Annotated in this window: 12 protein-coding genes; 6 read left to right on the top strand and 6 right to left on the bottom strand. The window is 70.9% G+C overall.

Features of this window, described 5'->3' with window-relative positions:
* Window positions 1-64 precede the first annotated feature (64 nt).
* Window positions 65-1,090, bottom strand: a complete 1,026-nt coding sequence (locus ACFO6V_RS07820) for a LacI family DNA-binding transcriptional regulator (RefSeq protein ID WP_377133936.1) — start codon at window positions 1,088-1,090, stop codon at window positions 65-67.
* Window positions 1,091-1,193: 103 nt separating this feature from the next.
* Between ACFO6V_RS07820 and ACFO6V_RS07815 the strand changes: the two genes are divergently transcribed.
* Together ACFO6V_RS07815 and ACFO6V_RS07810 are read left to right on the top strand one after the other, a co-directional pair.
* Entirely contained in the window at window positions 1,194-2,405 is a 1,212-nt protein-coding gene (locus ACFO6V_RS07815) for a Gfo/Idh/MocA family protein (RefSeq protein WP_377133934.1), read from the top strand.
* Between the two features lie 83 nt (window positions 2,406-2,488).
* Window positions 2,489-3,562: a Gfo/Idh/MocA family protein gene (locus ACFO6V_RS07810; RefSeq protein WP_377133932.1), complete on the top strand. Its 1,074-nt coding sequence runs from the start codon at window positions 2,489-2,491 to the stop codon at window positions 3,560-3,562.
* A 221-nt stretch (window positions 3,563-3,783) separates the two neighbouring features.
* On the opposite strand, the gene ACFO6V_RS07805 is transcribed toward ACFO6V_RS07810, so the two are convergent.
* From ACFO6V_RS07805 to ACFO6V_RS07795, 3 genes are all read right to left on the bottom strand, one after another.
* On the bottom strand, window positions 3,784-4,953 hold the full coding sequence (locus ACFO6V_RS07805) for a hypothetical protein (protein ID WP_377133930.1): 1,170 nt from the start codon (window positions 4,951-4,953) through the stop codon (window positions 3,784-3,786).
* Window positions 4,954-5,032: 79 nt separating this feature from the next.
* Window positions 5,033-5,404, bottom strand: a complete 372-nt coding sequence (locus tag ACFO6V_RS07800; protein WP_377133928.1) for a YybH family protein — start codon at window positions 5,402-5,404, stop codon at window positions 5,033-5,035.
* Window positions 5,405-5,483: 79 nt separating this feature from the next.
* The gene (locus tag ACFO6V_RS07795) at window positions 5,484-6,191 is read right to left on the bottom strand and encodes an SDR family NAD(P)-dependent oxidoreductase (RefSeq protein WP_377133926.1); all 708 of its coding nucleotides are present in this window, start codon (window positions 6,189-6,191) and stop codon (window positions 5,484-5,486) included.
* Window positions 6,192-6,268: 77 nt separating this feature from the next.
* On the opposite strand from ACFO6V_RS07795, the gene ACFO6V_RS07790 reads away from it, so the two are divergent.
* A complete protein-coding gene (locus ACFO6V_RS07790) occupies window positions 6,269-6,916 on the top strand; it encodes a TetR/AcrR family transcriptional regulator (protein ID WP_377133924.1) in 648 nt (215 codons plus the stop codon).
* 28 nt (window positions 6,917-6,944) lie between these two features.
* On the opposite strand, the gene ACFO6V_RS07785 is transcribed toward ACFO6V_RS07790, so the two are convergent.
* Window positions 6,945-8,000 (bottom strand): hypothetical protein, encoded by a 1,056-nt coding sequence (locus ACFO6V_RS07785; protein WP_377133922.1) that lies wholly within the window; start codon window positions 7,998-8,000, stop codon window positions 6,945-6,947.
* Window positions 8,001-8,094: 94 nt separating this feature from the next.
* On the opposite strand from ACFO6V_RS07785, the gene ACFO6V_RS07780 reads away from it, so the two are divergent.
* Window positions 8,095-8,673: a dihydrofolate reductase family protein gene (locus ACFO6V_RS07780; RefSeq protein WP_377133920.1), complete on the top strand. Its 579-nt coding sequence runs from the start codon at window positions 8,095-8,097 to the stop codon at window positions 8,671-8,673.
* 290 nt (window positions 8,674-8,963) lie between these two features.
* Here ACFO6V_RS07780 and ACFO6V_RS07775 read toward each other — a convergent pair whose 3' ends face one another.
* A complete protein-coding gene (locus ACFO6V_RS07775) occupies window positions 8,964-10,817 on the bottom strand; it encodes an HNH endonuclease signature motif containing protein (RefSeq protein ID WP_377133918.1) in 1,854 nt (617 codons plus the stop codon).
* A gap of 362 nt (window positions 10,818-11,179) precedes the next feature.
* On the opposite strand from ACFO6V_RS07775, the gene ACFO6V_RS07770 reads away from it, so the two are divergent.
* A complete protein-coding gene (locus ACFO6V_RS07770) occupies window positions 11,180-11,710 on the top strand; it encodes a glyoxalase superfamily protein (RefSeq protein WP_377133916.1) in 531 nt (176 codons plus the stop codon).
* 500 nt (window positions 11,711-12,210) lie between these two features.
* Window positions 12,211-17,148, top strand: a complete 4,938-nt coding sequence (locus ACFO6V_RS07765) for a rhamnogalacturonan lyase family protein (RefSeq protein ID WP_377133914.1) — start codon at window positions 12,211-12,213, stop codon at window positions 17,146-17,148.
* The last annotated feature ends 215 nt before the right edge of the window (window positions 17,149-17,363 follow it).

The raw sequence follows: 17,363 nt of genomic DNA, 5'->3' as shown, positions 1-17,363 counted from the left end.
GCGCGCCCGGTCAAGAGGGGAACTCGTCGAGTTCGGTCGGTCCGGCAGCTCCTGATGGTTCCCGTCAGTCCGGCGGTCTCGCGGCGCCCGTCGACTCCCGCCAGACGATGCGCTGGAGGCTCGCCTCGCGCGGCGGCGGTGCCTCGCCCCGCAGCGCCGCGACCAGCTGCCGCATGGCGTGGTGCCCGGCCGCCTGGAAGTCGACGTCGACGGTGGTGAGCGACGGCATCGTGTACGCGCCGAACGCCGCGTTGTCCCACCCGGTCACCACCAGGTCGCCGGGTACCGTCCAGCCGCGCTCGGCGGCGGCGCGCAGGACGCCGATCGCCAGCATGTCGTTGGCGGCGAGCACGGCGACGGGGGGCGCGTCGTCGGGCAGCGCGAGGATCGCCTGCCGCGCGGACTCCGCGGACCACTCGCCGCCGACCACCCCCAGCGACTCGAGCGGCTCGCGCGACCCGGCGCCGAGACGCTCCAGGCAGGCGACGTAGGTGTCGCGGCGGGCACGCGCGGAGGCGAACTCCTGGGAGCCGGCGACGTGCAGGAACCGGCGGTGCCCGGCCGCGACGAGCGCCTGGAGGAGGACCTCCATGAGGTCGGCCTCGGCGAGCTCGCCCGAGCTGCGCATCTGTTCGTCGAACGCCGTCGCGGCCAGGACCGGAGGCGAGTCCCCGCCGTCCGACAGTGCGCCGGGGAGCACCGGGACGAACGTCAGGACGCCTTCGTACTGGCCACCGGCCGCCAGCTCGAGCACCCGCTCGGTCCGATCTGCCACGCTGCCGTCGACGCTGCTGGTCTCGATGGCGTAGCCGGCCTCGGTGGCCGCTCGGCTCGCGCCGGTCAGCATGCGCATCTGGTTCCCGACGGCGGCGACGCCGGTGATCACGGCGAGCCGCCCGGAGCGGCGGGTGCGCATCGACCGGGCGGCGAGGTTCGGGCGGTAGCCGATCGACTCGGCCGCCCGCAGGACGCGCTCCCGGGTCGACGGCGAGATCGAGCCCTTCCCGGTCAGCACGTAGGACACCGTGGCCTGGGAGACGCCCGCGAGGCGCGCGACGTCGCGGCTCGTCGGGGGGACTGCAGTGCTCACGACGCTCCACTCTCTGGACAGCTCTCTTGACAGCGGCCTACCCGGCCACAACCATAGTGACACGTATCACCAGTGACACGTATAAGTCGCATCCGGGGGAACAGTGCTCAAGATCGGGATCATCGGGACCGGCGGGATCTCCCGCACCCACATCGACGGCTACCAGCGGTTCGGCGCCGAGTGCGAGATCGTCGCCCTGTGCGACATCGCGCCGGGCAAGGCCGCGACGCTGGGCGCGGAGCTCGGCCTCACCTCAGCGCGGGCGTACGAGCGGGTAGTGGACCTGCTCGCGGCCGAGGACCTGGACCTCGTCAGCATCGCGACGCCGCCGTCCACCCATGCCGAGCTGACGATCGCCGCCCTGCGCGCCGGTGTCGACGTGCTCGTCGAGAAGCCGATGGCGCCGTCGCTCGAGGAGTGCGACGCGATGATCGCGGCCGCTGCCGAGAACGACCGGATCCTGTCCGTCGTGGCGCAGAACCGCTTCCGCGACGACATGGCCACCCTGAAGGAGGTGCTGGACTCGGGCCTGATCGGCCCCGTCTCCCACGCCCAGGTCTCCTCGTCCTGGTGGCGCGGCACCTCCTACTACGACCTCTGGTGGCGCGGCACATGGGACCGGGAGGGCGGCGGGTGCACCCTCAACCACGCGATCCACCACCTGGACCTCACCTCCTGGATGCTCGGCGCGCCCAGCGCCGTCACCGCGGTGCTGACCAACGCCCAGCACGAGAACTCGGAGGTCGAGGACCTCTCCGTGGCAGTGCTGCAGTACGACCGGGCGCTTGCCGAGGTGACCAGCTCGGTGGTGCACCACGGCGAGGAGCAGGCGATAGTCGTCCACGGGCGGCACGCGCGGGTGTCCCAGCCGTGGAAGGTGGTCGCCGACGTCGCAGAGCCCAACGGGTTCCCCGCCCCCGGCGGAAACCCTGCCCTGGTGGCCAAGATCGAGGCGCTCGCCGCGACGCACAGCCCGCTGGATCACGAGGGCCACCCGGGACAGATCGGCGACGTGCTCGGTGCGGTGCGCGAACGCCGTCGTCCGGTGGTGGACGGCGCCGACGGGCGCCGCGCGATCGAGCTCGTGACCGCGATCTACCAGGCGGGTATCGAGCGCCGGACGGTCGACCTGCCGCTCCCGCCGGACGACCCGTACTACCACGCGGGCACGCTCGTCGAGCGCGCGCCGCACTTCTTCGAGAAGACGACGGCGGTGGCCGACCTGCCCGGCGACATCACGGTCGGCAGCTCGGCCGGCAGCTCGGCCGGCAGCTCGGCCAGCAGCTCTGCTGGCAGCGCAGCCAGCGACGGCTGACCTGCTCCAGGAATCGAATATCCCGAACGAAGCCCTGAACGAAGCCCTGAACGAAGCCCTGAACGAACAGGACCAGAGATCTCATGACGACGACCAGCGGCGCCGCCTACGCGCCGGAACCGATCCCCGCGCCCGTAGTGGGCGCCGGAGACTTCTCCTTCGCCGCGGTGGGCCTGGACCACGGGCACATCTACGGCATGTGCGAGGGCCTGATGGGCGCCGGCGCGACGCTCAAGTGGGTGTACGACCCGGACCCGGCGAAGGTGGCGGAGTTCCGCGACAAGTTCCCTGACGTGCGGGTCGCGCGCGCCGAGGACGAGATCTTCGGCGACGACGAGGTCGGTCTCGTCGCGGGTGCCCCGGTCACGTCCGAACGCTGCGCGCTCGGTCTGCGGGCCATCGAGGCGGGCAAGGACTACTTCGTGGACAAGGCTCCGCTGACCACGCTCGACCAGCTCGCGGCGGCCCGGGAGGCGACCGCCCGGACCGGGCGCAAGTACGCCGTCTACTACTCGGAGCGGATCCACGTCGAGGCGGCGGTCCTCGCCGGCCAGCTCATCGAGCAGGGGGCCATCGGCCGGGTGCTGCAGGTCATGGGCCTCGGGCCGCACCGTCTGGGCACCGGGCGCCCGGACTGGTTCTACGAGAAGGAGAAGTACGGCGGGATCCTGTGCGACATCGGCAGTCACAACTTCGAGCAGATGCTGCACTTCGCCGGGGCCAAGGACGCCGAGGTCGGTTACTCGGCGATCGCCAACTACAACCACCCCGAGCACCCGGGGCTCGACGACTTCGGTGAGGCGTCCATCGTCATGGACACCGGCGCCAGCGGCTACGTCCGCGTGGACTGGTTCACCCCGGACGGCCTGAGCACGTGGGGTGACGGGCGCACGTTCGTGCTCGGCACCGAGGGCTACCTCGAGCTGCGCAAGTACGCCAACGTCGCTACGGACCAGGGCCCCGGCCACGTGTTCCTCGTCGACGGCAAGGGCGAGCACCACATCGTGGCGGAGGGGAAGGTCGGGTTCCCCTACTTCGGCCAGCTCGTCCTCGACTGCCTGGAGCGCACCGAGACCGCGATGACGCAGGAGCACGCGTTCAAGGCCGCGGAGCTCAGCGTCCTGGCCCAGCAGGGGGCGCGGGTCCTCTCCGCGTGAGTCCGGCTCCGCGTGAGTCCGGCTCTGTGTGAGTTCTGGTTCTGTGTGAGTGAGTTCCGGTTCCGTGTGAGTCTCGGCGTGACCTCCCGCCCGTCCGGTTCGCCGGGCGGGCGAGGTCGCGTCGCCGGCTGCTCGGGTCACTGGTCGTGGGTCACTGGTCGTGGGTCACCGGTCCCGGATCACTAGTCCCGGATCACTAGTCCCGGATCACCAGTCCCAGGTCACCAGTCCCGGGTCGCGTCGACGCCGTCGATCAGCGCCTGCCGTTCCGCGGTGACGTCGAGGCCCCGATCCGCGGCCGCGGCATCGAGGAGGCCGACCACGGCGTCGTACAGCTCCTCGCGCTCCTGGGTCATGATCAGGCCGGCTCGGGTGGCCTCGTCGATGGCGTTGAAGGCTTCGCCGTACTCGGAGCCGACGCGCTCCAGGGTCTTCGCCCGGTCGCCCGGGGCACCGTCGAGCGCGGCCAGGATCTGGTCACGTGTCTTCCCGATCTGTGCCACCGACTTCTGGTAGGTCCTCTTGCTGACCCCGGGACGCGTGTCCCAGTCCCGCAGCGGGTTGTCCTTGTTCTCTGTGACCCAGTCCGGCCCCCGCGCGCCCGAGACGCTCAGGTAGGTGCCGTTGGCGGCCTCGGGTCGCCAGGCGCGTCGCATCGCTGTGGCGTACTCGCGCGGGACGTTGTGCAGGTCGATGTGCTCCAGCTCCGGTGTGCCCGCCACGGTGACGTGGTCGGCGGCAGTCATGCCGAAGTAGCCGGTGATCGAGAGCTCACGCAGCCCGGTGAGCCGGTTGAGGGCCACGGCGTTGGTCAGCTCGCTGAGCTTGCCGTGCAGCCGGAGCTCCGTGAGGTCCGGGAAGGTGTCCGCGAGAGCCGCGGCGTCGAGGTGCTCGACACCGGTGACGAGCAAGCGGCGGACGGTCGACGTATCGACGTCGTCCGGGATGCGGAGCTCGGTGCCCCTGATCGAGAGCTGCGCCGGGTCGTCGTCCCAGTGGGCACGGCCGCTCGCGGCGAGCCGCTCCCGGTGCAGCGCGTCGCCGACACCCCAGCCCAGGCCGTAGCTCTGGGAAGGGCTCGCGATCAGCGGGGTGGTCGTGCCGATCACCGTGCAGCTGCGCGGCAGCACCCACGGGTAGTAGCAGTGGCTGCGCCGCCCGTTCCAGCTGCCGGCCTGCCGTGCCAGCGGACGAAGGACGCCCAGGTCCGTGAGGGTCTCCGGCCGGGTCGTGCTTGACCAGTCGAGGTCGAGCACGTCGGCCAGCTCGTTCTTGGCGTCGAGGCTGGTGACCTGGGCCGCGGCCCACTCGCCGAGGTCGGCGTGCCAGGTGACGACGACGTCTCCCGGAGCGAGCGGGCGGGGCGGGTTCTTCGTGAGCAGGGGAGCCATGGCCGCTAACGTAGCCGTGGCCACTGACATCGAGGCGGCGGGGCGGCAGCCGGGGCTGGCCCGGGCTGACTGACCAGGGCTACCGCACGCGGGAGACGTGGTAGTGACTGATCAGCCACTGGCCGTCCACCTTGACCGCGACGACCGTGAGGTGGACCTGCACCGGAGCGTCGGGCCGGTGGAAGGTGACTGCCGCGTAGCCGAGCACGGCGCCAGGGGCGAGCGTCCGGCTGTGGAGCAGCGTGTGTTCGGCGGTCAGCCCGGGCGGCTGCTTGCCGTAGTACGCGCTGACTGCGGCCCTGCCGAAGGCGGGCTCGGGGTCGAAGCCCTGGAACAGGGCGTCGTCGGTGAACTGGGCGGCGATCTGGTCGAGGTCCCGCCGACGGATCCCGTCGGCCCAGCGGTCGAGCAGGGCAGAGACGACAGCGGCGGTGTCGAGTTCCTGGGTCATGGTCTGTCTCCTTGTCAGGTCGTGCGTGTGTGCTGCGGCCGGGCGTGCGGGGCGGCCCTCTCGGGCCGCCCCGGTACGGTCAGTGCCCGGCGATCTGTCCGCCGTCGATGTGGAGGAACTCGCCCGTCACGAAGGGCGACTGCTCCAGGTAGATGACGCCGCGGGCGACGTCCGCGATCTCGCCGAGGGTGTTCAGCGGGTGCAGGCCGGCGAGTGCCTCGTGCGTCTCCTCCGGGTGCATCGGGGTCTTGATGACGCCGGGGGAGACCGCGTTGAAGCGGATGCCCTGCGACGCGTACTCGATGGCCAGCGCGCGGGTCGCCGAGGCGACACCGCCCTTGGTCACCGATGCCAGGGCCGAGGGGAAGACCGAGAGCGCGCTCTCGACCAGTGTCGTGGTGATGTTGACGACGTGCCCGCCACCGGCGGCCTGCAGCTGCGGGATGACGCGCTGGGTCAGGTGGAAGAAGCCGCCGACGTTGATCGCGACCATAGTGTTGAAGTCCTCGGTCGTGTACTCGGTGAACGGCTTGGCGATGAAGACGCCCGCGTTGTTCACGAGCGTGTCGACGCGGCCGAAGCGCTCCACGGCGGTCTTGACGATCAGGTCCGCGGTCGCCGGGTCGGAGATGTCCCCGGCGACGGTGGCGAGGTCGTCGGCCTCGCCCTGGTCGATGGTGCGCGAGTTCGCCACGACGGCGTACCCGAGCTCCCGGTACGCGGCCACGAGGCCTGCGCCGATGCCCTGTGAGGCTCCCGTGACGATGGCTACCTTGCGAGTGCTCATGATGTTCGATCCCTTTATAGACGGTCGGTCAACTACTGGAGGTTCCAGTTATAGTTGACCAGTCGTATACTGTCAACATGCCGCGAACCTCAGATGGACGAGAGCGCCTGATCGAAGCGGGCGTCGAGCTGTTCTCCCAACGCCCCTACGGTTCGATAGGCGTCGCGGAGCTCTGCGCGCGCGCCGGTGTGAACAAGGGGTCCTTCTACTACTTCTTCCCGTCCAAGGAGGCCCTGGCGCTCGCCGTCATCGACCGGCACTGGGCGTGGCAGCAGGGCGTATGGGCGGAGATCCTCAACGGGCCCGGGACCATTCTCGAGCGGCTCCGCGCGCTGTTCGCCGCCACCGCGCAGATGCAGATCGACGCCCGGACCGGGACGGGCTGGGTCGCCGGCTGCCTCTTCGGGAACCTGGCGCTCGAGGTCAGCTCGCAGAACGAGCCGGTGCGGATGCGCCTGCAGGAGATCTTCGACGAGCAGATCGAGCTGATCCGTGCGCCCCTCGCCGCGGCCGTCGAGTCCGGCGAGCTCCAGCGTCCGGCCGAGGACGTCGACGGCGCGGCGAAGGCGATAGTCGCTCAGGTCGAGGGGCTCGTGCTGTTCGCCAAGCTGTTCAACGACCCGGCGCACCTCGACTCGCTCTGGCAGAACAGCCTGCGGCTCCTCGGGCTGGAGCCCGTTAACGCCGCGGGTATGGCGAACGCCGCAGCCATGGCGAAGGAGTGATGATGGCGGTGGACGGCTGACCGGCTGGTCAGGACCTGCGCGCCTTGACCATCCGCTCCTCGCGGAGCGCCACCTCCAGCGCCATGAAGGCCAGCACGTCCAGGACCAGCCCGAACGCCGCCGTCCACCGCAGTGCGCGGAACACCAGGAGCTGGGTGAACAGCAGGCTGATGAGTACTGCGCGGCGCATCCAGACGGCGCCGCGCAGGTGATTGTTGCGGCCGACGACGATACCCACGATCAGCAGCACCACTGACGCGCCGACGGCGGCGAGGATGGCGAAGCCGGTCCACTGGGGCAACCCGGCCACCTCGCCGCGTACGACGCTCAGTCCGACCATCGCCTCGGCGGCGCCCACCAGCACCAGGACGCAGATCAGCAACCATGCCGCCCATGCCCGGTCCACGAGCGCGTCCAGCCAGCGCACGACGCGGTCGACGCCGCCACGGACGGGGTCGGGCAGGTCGGTGTGGTCGTCGGGCACCGCGTCGACCAGCTCGGCGACCAGGTGGGCGCCGGGCTCGCCGGCGCCCTTGGCGGCGAGCTCGCGCGCCTCGGCGCGGGCCGTCGGGGTGAACCCGCCGGCCAGCCCGGCGGTGAGCCGGTCGGCCGCCACGGCGAGGTACTCGGCCGGATGGTGGGCGCGGCGGCCGTGCAGCCCTTCGACGATGAGGACGAGCACCACGGTGACGAAGTAGATGATCGCCGCGGTCGGTGCGTAGAAGTAGTCGTTGTCGGCGGTCACGAACTTGCCGACCTCGTCGATGAACAACCCGAAGCCCACGCCGCCGAGCGCCGCGCCGAGGGAGCGCGGCACGGGACCCACGTAGGACAGCAGCAGCATCATCGCCAGCGCCATGAGCAACCCGCCCCACAGCACGTGCGCGACGTGCAGATCGCCGCCGCCGATCTGCGGGTAGTCCGCCGCGGCCAGGTAGGCGCGCGTGGCCAGCACCGTCACGACGCTCGCCACGAGGAACGTCACCAGGTGCCGCACCGCTGACGTGTCGCGCGGAGCTCCCAGCCGCAGCAGCTGGCCACGGCCGGCGAGGCCACCTGATTCGGTCGTCAGCTCGTTCGTCACGCTGTGTCCTCTCGTGCCGTCCGACGGCGATGAGATCCGCCGCGGTTCCCGGTCTGTATCGACGTACCCGGACAACTATTCCCAGGAGACCATCATGACCACTACCTACACGTTCGACGTGTTCTCCAGCCTCGACGGCTTCGGCGCCGCCGGCGGCGACTGGACAGGCTACTGGGGCAAGCAGGGCCCGGAGCTCCTGGAGCACCGGCTCGCCCTCTACTCGCAGGAGCAGCGATTGGTCCTCGGGGCCAACACCTACCGTGCGTTCGCGCAGATGCTGTCCGAGAGCTCCGAGGACTCCGACGTGCGCGACCCGTGGGTCACCCGGATGCGGAACCTGCCGACGACGGTGGTGTCGAACACGCTGGAGGGCCCCCTCGACTGGCCGGACGCGCAGGTCGTGGACGGCGACGCGGTCGACGTCGTCGCCCGGCTCAAGGAGGAGTCGGAGGTGCCGCTGTGTTCGCACGGGAGCCTGTCGATGAACCGGGCGCTGATGGCCGCCGGCCTGGTCGACCGGGTCCGGGTCACGCTCTTCCCGGTGATCACAGGCCGGACCGGCCTGGACCCGATCTTCCACGGTGCTGCCGACTTCGACCTCGAGCTGATCGAGCACGTGACGCTCGACGGCGACATCCAGGAGCTGGTCTACCGGCCGACGCTGCATGCGTGACGAGCCGGTGGGCCGAGCGCGGGGATCGGACCGGAAGGCTTGGGGCATGCCCGGCTAGTCGCAGGTCAGGCTGCCTCGGCGGTCGCCGCAGGTGGCGGGTCCGGTGAGCGGGTGCCGTTGTTTGGCGTGGAGAGGGTTTCGGTGGGTCGGTGGGTCGGTGAGCTTGGTGGCCTCGCTGGTTCGGCGAGCTTGGTGGGGTTCGGCGGTCTCGCTAGGGCGCGCCAGGCCTGCTGGCCCGCTGGCCTGACCGGTCCGGCGGCTTCGGCGGGTTGCCGGGTCCGACCGGCCGCTCAGGCGACTTCGGTGGTGGGCGGGGGTGGGGCCTCGGTGGGTTCAGGGAGGCGGATGCGGTGCCCACGGGCGTCCGTGAACGCCCACCCTGTCTCGAGGAGGGCACCGGCCGTGGTGTTCGTGGCGGGCTTGCCGGTCCAGTGCATGGTGATGCCGTTGGCATCCACCAGCTGGTGGTGGTACCAGCACAGCAACGCACTGTTCGTCACTGAGGTGTCTCCGCCGTCGGCCCAGTGGGTCAGGGCGTGGTGGACCTCGCACCGTGACGGCGGCTGGTCACAGCCCGGGTAGACGCAGTGCTGGTCTCTTGCGATGACGGCGCGGCGCATCTGCCCCGACACCGTGCGCTGCGCACGTCCGACGTCGAGGACTGCGCCGTCGGGTCCGAACACGATCCGGGTGACCGCGCTGTGGCATGCCAGGCGGCGGATCAGCGCGCGTGGGGCACGAGCGCCGGTCTCGGTGAACACCGGGCCACCGGAGGACAAGAACCCGGACACCGTCATATCTGCTGCACTCCAGGTACCCGGGCCTCCGCCCGGACCTGCGGTCGGACTTCCGGTCGGGCTTTCGGCGGCTGGGCCGGTGTGCAACGCACCTGCACCTGCACCTGCACCTGCATCCGCATCCGCGTCCGCACCCGCACCCGTGCTGGTGCTGCTGGTGGTGCTGGTGCCGGTGGCGCTGGTGCTGGTGCTGGTGGTGGTGGTGGTGCCAGTGGTGGTGCTGGTGCCGGGGATGCTCGGCCCCACGCCGAAGCGGGTGCCGCGCCCTGGTGGGGTCTGCCCGCAGGTCAGGCACAGGCCGTCCCGGGTCCTCGTGACCTGGGTGACGAACTCGTTCCACGACACCGTGACGTTCAGGTGCGGTGCGATCGCCGCACCCGGGGAGGCCTGGTTCGTGTCCAGCACCACCCGCGCCACATCCGCCAGACCCTGCGCCCGACGCTGAGTCGTCGTGCGGGTGTCCTCCGCCGCCGGGGCGCCCAGGACCGCGTTGATCGCGGTCGTCAGCTGCAGGCCGTGTTCGTCGGTGAGGAACCCGGCGACGTGGTACCCGCCGAAGGTCTTGGCCAGGTCGAGGAACTCGCCGTGGGCGGCCTTGTCGTCGTCCACATCGTCGGTATCGGGATCGGTGATGGTCGCGAACCGGCGGGCGACCTTCCGGAACTGGTCCGCGTTCAACACACCAGCCTCACGCAGGACCAGGGCTTCACCGGTGACCAGGGTCCCCTCCGTGATCGCACCCTCCAGGACCTGGGTGACCAGCTCACGGGTCCGGGTCCCGTCGGGGTCGTCTACCGGGTCGGGGAAGTCGACCGGCACCGACTGGACGAACTGTTCCGGCGTGGTGGTGTGCCCGGTGCGGGTATCGATCAACCACGCCAACGCATCCGTACGCGTTTCGCTGGTGGGCGCGACCTCCGTCATCACCCGGGCATGGTCGACACCCAGGGTTCCCGCGACCAGCCGCTCCCGCGTCACGGGCAGCGCGGTCGCCAGACGGCGGGCGATCGTCATGTCCTTACCCGCCGTGGATGCGGAGATGCCTTCGCGTAGGCGCAGCCAGGTCGTGAACGTGCGGGCCGTGCCACCCGAGCGCCAGGAACCCTCATTCTCGATGCGGGGTAGCAGGGTGTACCGGACCCCGTCCAGGCGACCGGTCAGCCGACGGATACGGGTGTGTGCCTCGGTCAGGCGGCTGATGCTCGGCGCGTCCCAACCGGTCAGCGTCTCGGGACTGGTCAGGGCGGTGAGGTTGTCTATCTCGTTCTCGATCCGGGCGAGAGTTTCCTCGATCGAGACCGCAGCGGGCAGAGCAGCAGCGGGACCGCTGTCGGTCGTCTGATCCACCCTGCCCACCTCCCACTCATCTCGATGCTCGCCTCTAGTTCTCACTCCCTCACTGTGTCTATTATCTCGAACACTCGTACGGTCCGCTTGCCGGATTCGAAATCTGTGGATAACTCTTCGAAGGTCACGACCGCCCGACCGCCCCGGCCCGAGAGCCTGCGAGCGCACACCGCCCGGTGGGCCGGGCGCTGGCTTGCTAATCTCTTCCCGGGCACTCGATGAGCCCGCCGCCCGCGCCGAGATGATCGGTTCGGTGAATGCATCGACGAAGACGTCCTGTCAGAGGTTCGTGCCTACCACGGTGCCCCGGACGGCAATGCGGGCACCGACGACGCTCACGGCACCGGGATAGCGATGAAATCGTGGACCTGACACTCTCCGACGCGAAGGCGGCCGCTCGCGCGCTGCGCCGGACGCTCGCCGCCACCGACGTCACCATCAGCCACAGCCGCGCGCTGGAGATCGTCGCCGTGCAGCTCGGATTCGCCGACTGGAACATCGCGTCCGCGCGGCTGCCGGGAGGGCCGCCGGACTTCGGGCGCGCCGTCCCTGTGCTCCGTGTCCAGGACGAGGCGCTTGCACGAGAGTTCTACGTGGACTACCTCGGGTTCGGCGTCGAGTGGGAGCACCGCTTCGAGCCCGGCATGCCCCTCTACCTGCGGGTCCGCCGGGGCCAGGCGGTGCTGGACCTGTCCGAGCACCACGGCGACGGGACGCCGGGAACGGTGGTCTGGTTGCCTGTTGCCAGCGTCGACGCGCTCCACGCGGAGCTCTCGGGCCGGCCGCGTGCGCGGCTTCGGCCCGGTATTGACCGCGACGCTCCGGGCGGGCCGACCATCGAGCTCGTCGATCCGTTCGGCAATGTGCTGCGACTCTGTGAGCCGTCCGGCTGACGCCGAGCCGTCTCGCTGACACTGAGCCGTCCGGCTGACGCCGAGCCGTCTCGCTGACACTGAGCCGTCCGGCTGACGCCGAGCCGTCCGGCTGACGCCGACTCGACCGCCCGGCTCGGTGCAGGACAAGCCGCGATGAGGTTCGGACGAGATGCCGACCGCCCCAGAGGAAGCGGCAGGCATAGCGGTACGGCTCGGGCTCGCCGCCCGACCGGACCCTGCGCCAGGTGGCTGCCGACGTCTTCGGCGACGCGGTCGTCTGCCGGCGCCACCGCTGCTGACTGACTCTTTACAACCTCAGGCGGGCGCGGCAAGATGACTGCCTGGCCGGGATTGAATCCATACAATCCCTGCCGATCGGCCCCAACGCCGGGGCTTGTCCGGTCCGGTCCGACTCGACGACGAGACGACAAGGTGATCCCATGCCCCAGCTTCGATGGCGCGCTCCTGCCATGCTAGAAAGCGCTTACCGCCTAGGTTCGAGAGTCCTGGGTTCACGCGTGCTCTCGCAGTCCCGCCCTGTCCGACCGGTCGTCGCCGGCCTGGCCGCCGCGGCGCTCGTGCTCCCGCTCGCGCCTGCGATCTCGGCTGCGGCAGCCCCCGTCCCGCCGACGTCGGTGCGCGTCGCGCACGCCACGCCCGGCGCGCTCGGGCTCCGCTGGAACGCGGTGCCGGATGCGACCGGCTACGTCCTGACCCGGAGCGACACGCTCGGCGGCGAGTACACGGAGATCGCGCGCACCGACGCGCGGACTGTGTTCGCCACCGACGCGGGGGCCGACACCACCGAGGTCAGTTACTACCGCGTGCGTGCGATCGGCGCCGACGGCGAGTCCGCGCCGTCCGCCGCCGCAGTCGGCACGCTGGTCGGCGACGGGGTTCCCGAGCCGGCGTTCCCCGAGAACGGCGTGCTCACCCTCGACCTCGGCAGCGGCGCCGTCGCCGCGGGTGCGACCGGCATCGACGCCGACACCAGGTACGGCGTCGACCAGCGGATCGGGTTCGTCGACCCCGGTCAGGTCACCGCCACCGACCGGGGCGGCGCGGACGCCCTGCGCTCTGACTTCGTCACCGTCGGTGACACCGAGCTCGTCGCCGACCTGCCGAACGGCGACTACCGGGTACGCCTGGTCGCGGGCGACGCACAGGGCGCCACCGACATCGCGCTCACCGCCGAGCAGATGGTCAAGGTCCAGTCGACCCAGAAGGCTGCCGGCGAGTACCTCGAGATGGAGTTCGACCTCGCGCTGGTCGACGGCCAGCTCAACCTCGAGCTCTCCGGCGGTGCCGCGAACCTCGCCGCCCTGACCCTCACGCGGACGTCGCCGCGCGCTGCGGGGCCGAAGCCCACCGTCTACCTCACCGGCGACTCGACGGTGCAGACCTACGACCAGTTCTGGGCGCCGCAGGCCGGCTGGGGCCAGATGATCGACAGGTTCCTGTCCGACGACGTGGTCGTCGCCAACCACTCCATCGGCGGTCGGTCGTCGAAGAACTTCATCAGCCAAGGCCGCCTCGACGCGGTGCTGACGCAGATCAGGCCGGGCGACTACCTGTACGTGCAGTTCGGCCACAACGACAACTCGTACGGCGTCGACGACCGCTACGCGGCGCCCGCCGACTACCGCGACTACCTCCGCACCTACGTCGAGGGTGCCCGCCAGCGCGGGGCGACGCCGATCATCGTCACCCCGGTCTCGCGGCGCAGCTACGACGCCGCCGGGCAGGCGAACGTCTCGTTCCCGCAGTACGTCGAGCAGGCGGCAGCGCTCGCGGCCGAGACCGACACACCCCTGGTCGACCTGTCGGCGTCCAGCCGCCAGTACCTGACCGAGATCGGCCCGGAGGAGGCGAAGTCGGTCTTCCTGCACGTGCCGGCAGGCGTCTACCCGAACCGGCCCAACGGCACCGCCGACGACACCCACTTCCAGGGTTACGGGGCCATCCAGATGGCCCGCCTCGTCGCCCGCGACACCGCAGAGCTGGACGTGCCGCTCGCCGGTGAGGTGGTCGACGCCGAGCCGCCCGCCGCCGTCCCCGAGCCGCCGGCCGGCGTGGTCGCGGGCAGCATCACCGCCTCCGGCGCCACGCTGAGCTGGACGGAGGCCGACGGCGCGGACATCTACCGGGTGTACGCCAAGACCACCGCCGCACCCGAGTCGGGCTTCGCCCTGGCGGCCACCTCCACGGTCGGCGTCGCGAACCTCACCGGCCTCACCGAGGGCACCTCCTACGACCTCCGGGTCGTGGCGGTCAACGGGCGCGGCGAGTCCGCGCCGTCGGACGTCGTGACGTTCACGACCAAGGCGCCGCTCCTGCGGTTCGACGTCCAGCTCGCCGGCAGCCCCACGAAGGCCGGCTACACCGCCCTCGACCAGAACACCCTCTACACCGAGGAGCTGGGCTACGGCTTCACCTCGGCCGCCGGCCCCGGCGGCCGGGACCGCGGGGCCGGCGAGGAAGGCCTCGACGACCTCCAGCGCGACTTCCTGCTGCCGAGCGCCGCGACGCCCCTGCGGTTCGACGTCCCGAACGGCACCTACGCCGTCGAGGTGATCTGGGGCGACCGGACCGGCACCGCACGCCTCGGCGTCACCCTCGAGGGCGTCAACCACGGCACCGCCAATGCCCCGCGCGGCAGCACGTCGAACAAGGTGATCCAGCCGGTGGTCGTCACCGACGGGCACATCGACCTCGTCGCCGACGGCTGGCTGAACGGCCTGCAGATCACCTCGCTGCTCTACGCGCCGACCGCGCTCGTCGCGGGCGACGTCAGCATCGACGGCTCCGCCGTCTCGGTGCCGCTGACGTGGGAGCCGGCCCGCGACGTCGCCGGCTACCGCGTCTACCGCCAGGCCGAGGGTGCCGCCGAGCCGGCGGCACTCGCGGACGTCACGGACGCCTCGTACGTCGACACGACGGCGGACGTCGGCCTCCGCTACACGTACACCGTCGTGGCGCTCGACGGCGCGGACAACGAGTCCGTCCCGTCCAACGCGGTGGAGCTCACCACTGTCGACCCCGACGTGCCCACCGCTCCGACGCCGTCGGGCCTGGCAGTGGCCGACGTCGAGAAGCACGCCGTCTCGCTCGCCTGGGAGCCGGTGGAGGGCGCGCTGTTCTACCACGTCTACCGGACCGACCGGTCGGGCGACCAGGTGCTGCTCGCCCGTACCGCGCGGCCCGAGTACACCGACACCGACGTGCTCACCACCATCGGGTACACCTACGCGGTCGCGGCGGTGAACGCCGGCGGCGTCTCCGAGCTCTCGGACACCGTCGTCTCCGCCGCCGTGACGAACCTGTCCCGGCAGACCGAGCGCATCGGGCGGCAGCCGGTCGCAGCCGCAGGCCCAGACGGCGTCCACGTCGGCTGGCGCATGCAGGGCGACGACCCGCAGGACGTCGCGTTCCACGTCTACCGCGACGGCGAGCGCATCACCGACGCGCCTCTGACCGGCACGACCAGCCTCCTGGACCCGGACGGCACCGCGGACGCGACCTACCGGGTGGCGACCGTCGCGGACGGGATCGAGCACTGGGCCACCGACGAGTTCACGCCGTGGGACGGCCAGACCCTCGACATCCCGCTCGACAAGCCGGCGGACGGCACCACGAAGGACGGCCAGCCGTACACCTACTCGGCGAACGACGCCTCGGTGGCGGACCTCGACGGTGACGGCGAGTACGAGTACGTCGTCAAGTGGTACCCGTCCAACGCGAAGGACAACTCGCAGGCGGGCTACACGGGCAACACCTACCTGGACGCCTACGAGCTCGACGGCACCAAGCTGTGGCGTATCGACCTCGGCCGCAACATCCGCTCCGGCGCCCACTACACCCAGTTCCAGGTCTTCGACTACGACGGCGACGGGCGGGCCGAGGTGGCGATGAAGACCGCCGACGGCACGACCGACGCCGCCGGGACGGTCATCGGGGACGCCCGGGCGGACTTCCGGACGTCGGCCGGCTACGTGCTGTCCGGGCCGGAGTTCCTCACGGTGTTCGACGGCGCCACTGGCGTCGCGCTCGACACCATCGACTACGTGCCTCCGCGCGGCGACGTCGGCTCGTGGGGCGACGGCTACGGCAACCGCGTGGACCGGTTCCTGGCGACCACCGCCTATCTCGACGGGGAGCACCCGTCGATGGTGTTCAGCCGCGGCTACTACACACGGACCGTGATCGCGGCGTTCGACTTCGACGGCGAGGAGCTCACCCAGCGCTGGGTGTTCGACTCGAACGACGCAGGCGACCAGTACCGCGGCCAGGGCAACCACGACATGCAGACCGCCGACGTGGACGGCGACCAGAAGGACGAGATCGTCTTCGGGTCGATGACCATCGACGACAACGGCGAGGTGTTCGTCAACACCGGGCTCGGGCACGGCGACGCCATGCACGTGTCGGACTTCGACCCGGCGCGGCCAGGGCTGGAGCAGTTCGCCGCCCACGAGAACATGGCGCAGTCCGGCAACGCGGGGGCGACCTTCCGGGACGCCGAGACCGGAGAGACCATCTGGTCGATCCCGGCCACGCGGGACACGGGCCGCGCCGCCATGGGCGACATCGACCCGCGGCACGACGGCGCCGAGGGCTGGGCGGTCGGCGGCGACGCCGCGTGGAACTCGCCGGTCGGGAAGGTCGTCTCGTCCTCGACGGGCGAGGTCCTCTCGGAGAGCATCCCGGCGGCGAACTTCCTGACCTTCTGGGACGGGGACCTGCTGGCGGAGATCGGCAACCACGACTGGGACGTCGCGACCTCCACCGGGGTGCCGACCATCGCGAAGTGGGACTACGAGAACGGCCGCGAGGTCGAGCTCTACCGGGCCGAGGGCACGCTCTCGAACAACAGCACGAAGGGCACGCCGTCCCTCCAGGCGGACCTCTTCGGCGACTGGCGCGAGGAGCTCGTCACCCGCACCGCGGACTCGACGGCGCTGCGGATCGCCACCACGGTCATCCCGACCGAGCACCGCCTGCGGACGCTCATGTCCGACCCGCAGTACCGCACGGCCGTGACCTGGCAGAACACGGGCTACAACCAGCCACCGCACACCTCGTACTTCATCGGCGAGGGGATGACGACGCCGGACGCGCCGCGCCTTGCCTACACGAGCGCGGCGGCGGACGCCGAGCGGGTGCCGGGTCCGGCGCGCGGCGTGCCGGGCAAGGTCTCCGTCGAGGTAGAAGACGCCGAGGACGGGCGGATCGAGGTCGAGGCCTGGATCGCCTACGGCGCCAACGCGCAGCGCATGGCACTGCTGGTCGACGGCGAGGTCGTGCGGACCGTGGAGCTGGTGGACCGCACGCCCAGGAAGCAGGAGGCGACGCTCGCAGCGACCGGTATCGGGCGGGGCACGCACCGGATCGCCGTCGTGGCGACCAACCAGCACGGCGAGACGTCGAGCAAGGAGGTGCGGGTCCGGATGCGCTGAGCCGTGGCCGGCGGCCGGTCATCGGCGGCCGGCGACCGGCGTCCGAGCGAGGGATCCGGGCGGGGGCGGTGGGAGGGGTGCTCTGACGAGCGCTCCGCCCGCCGCCCCCGTCGTCGTCGTCGTGCCTGTGTCTTGCCCCCTGCCGCACCCTTGACGCCCGGTGCGCGGTCTCGTAACGTCCGTACAGCAAGCCGCAAGAAATTGACAGACGCTGA

Source organism: Promicromonospora alba, assembly GCF_042654905.1.
GTDB classification, from domain to species: domain Bacteria; phylum Actinomycetota; class Actinomycetes; order Actinomycetales; family Cellulomonadaceae; genus Promicromonospora; species Promicromonospora alba.
Note: the sequence above shows the minus strand (reverse complement) of the source record. Positions and strands in the feature narration are given on the sequence as shown.

Coding starts and splice junctions, on each gene's coding strand:
- ACFO6V_RS07810 (WP_377133932.1), top strand. CDS start 2,489: ATGACGACGACCAGCGGCGCCGCCTACGCGCCGGAACCGATCCCCGCG.
- ACFO6V_RS07805 (WP_377133930.1), bottom strand. CDS start 4,953: ATGGCTCCCCTGCTCACGAAGAACCCGCCCCGCCCGCTCGCTCCGGGA.
- ACFO6V_RS07800 (WP_377133928.1), bottom strand. CDS start 5,404: ATGACCCAGGAACTCGACACCGCCGCTGTCGTCTCTGCCCTGCTCGAC.
- ACFO6V_RS07795 (WP_377133926.1), bottom strand. CDS start 6,191: ATGAGCACTCGCAAGGTAGCCATCGTCACGGGAGCCTCACAGGGCATC.
- ACFO6V_RS07790 (WP_377133924.1), top strand. CDS start 6,269: ATGCCGCGAACCTCAGATGGACGAGAGCGCCTGATCGAAGCGGGCGTC.
- ACFO6V_RS07780 (WP_377133920.1), top strand. CDS start 8,095: ATGACCACTACCTACACGTTCGACGTGTTCTCCAGCCTCGACGGCTTC.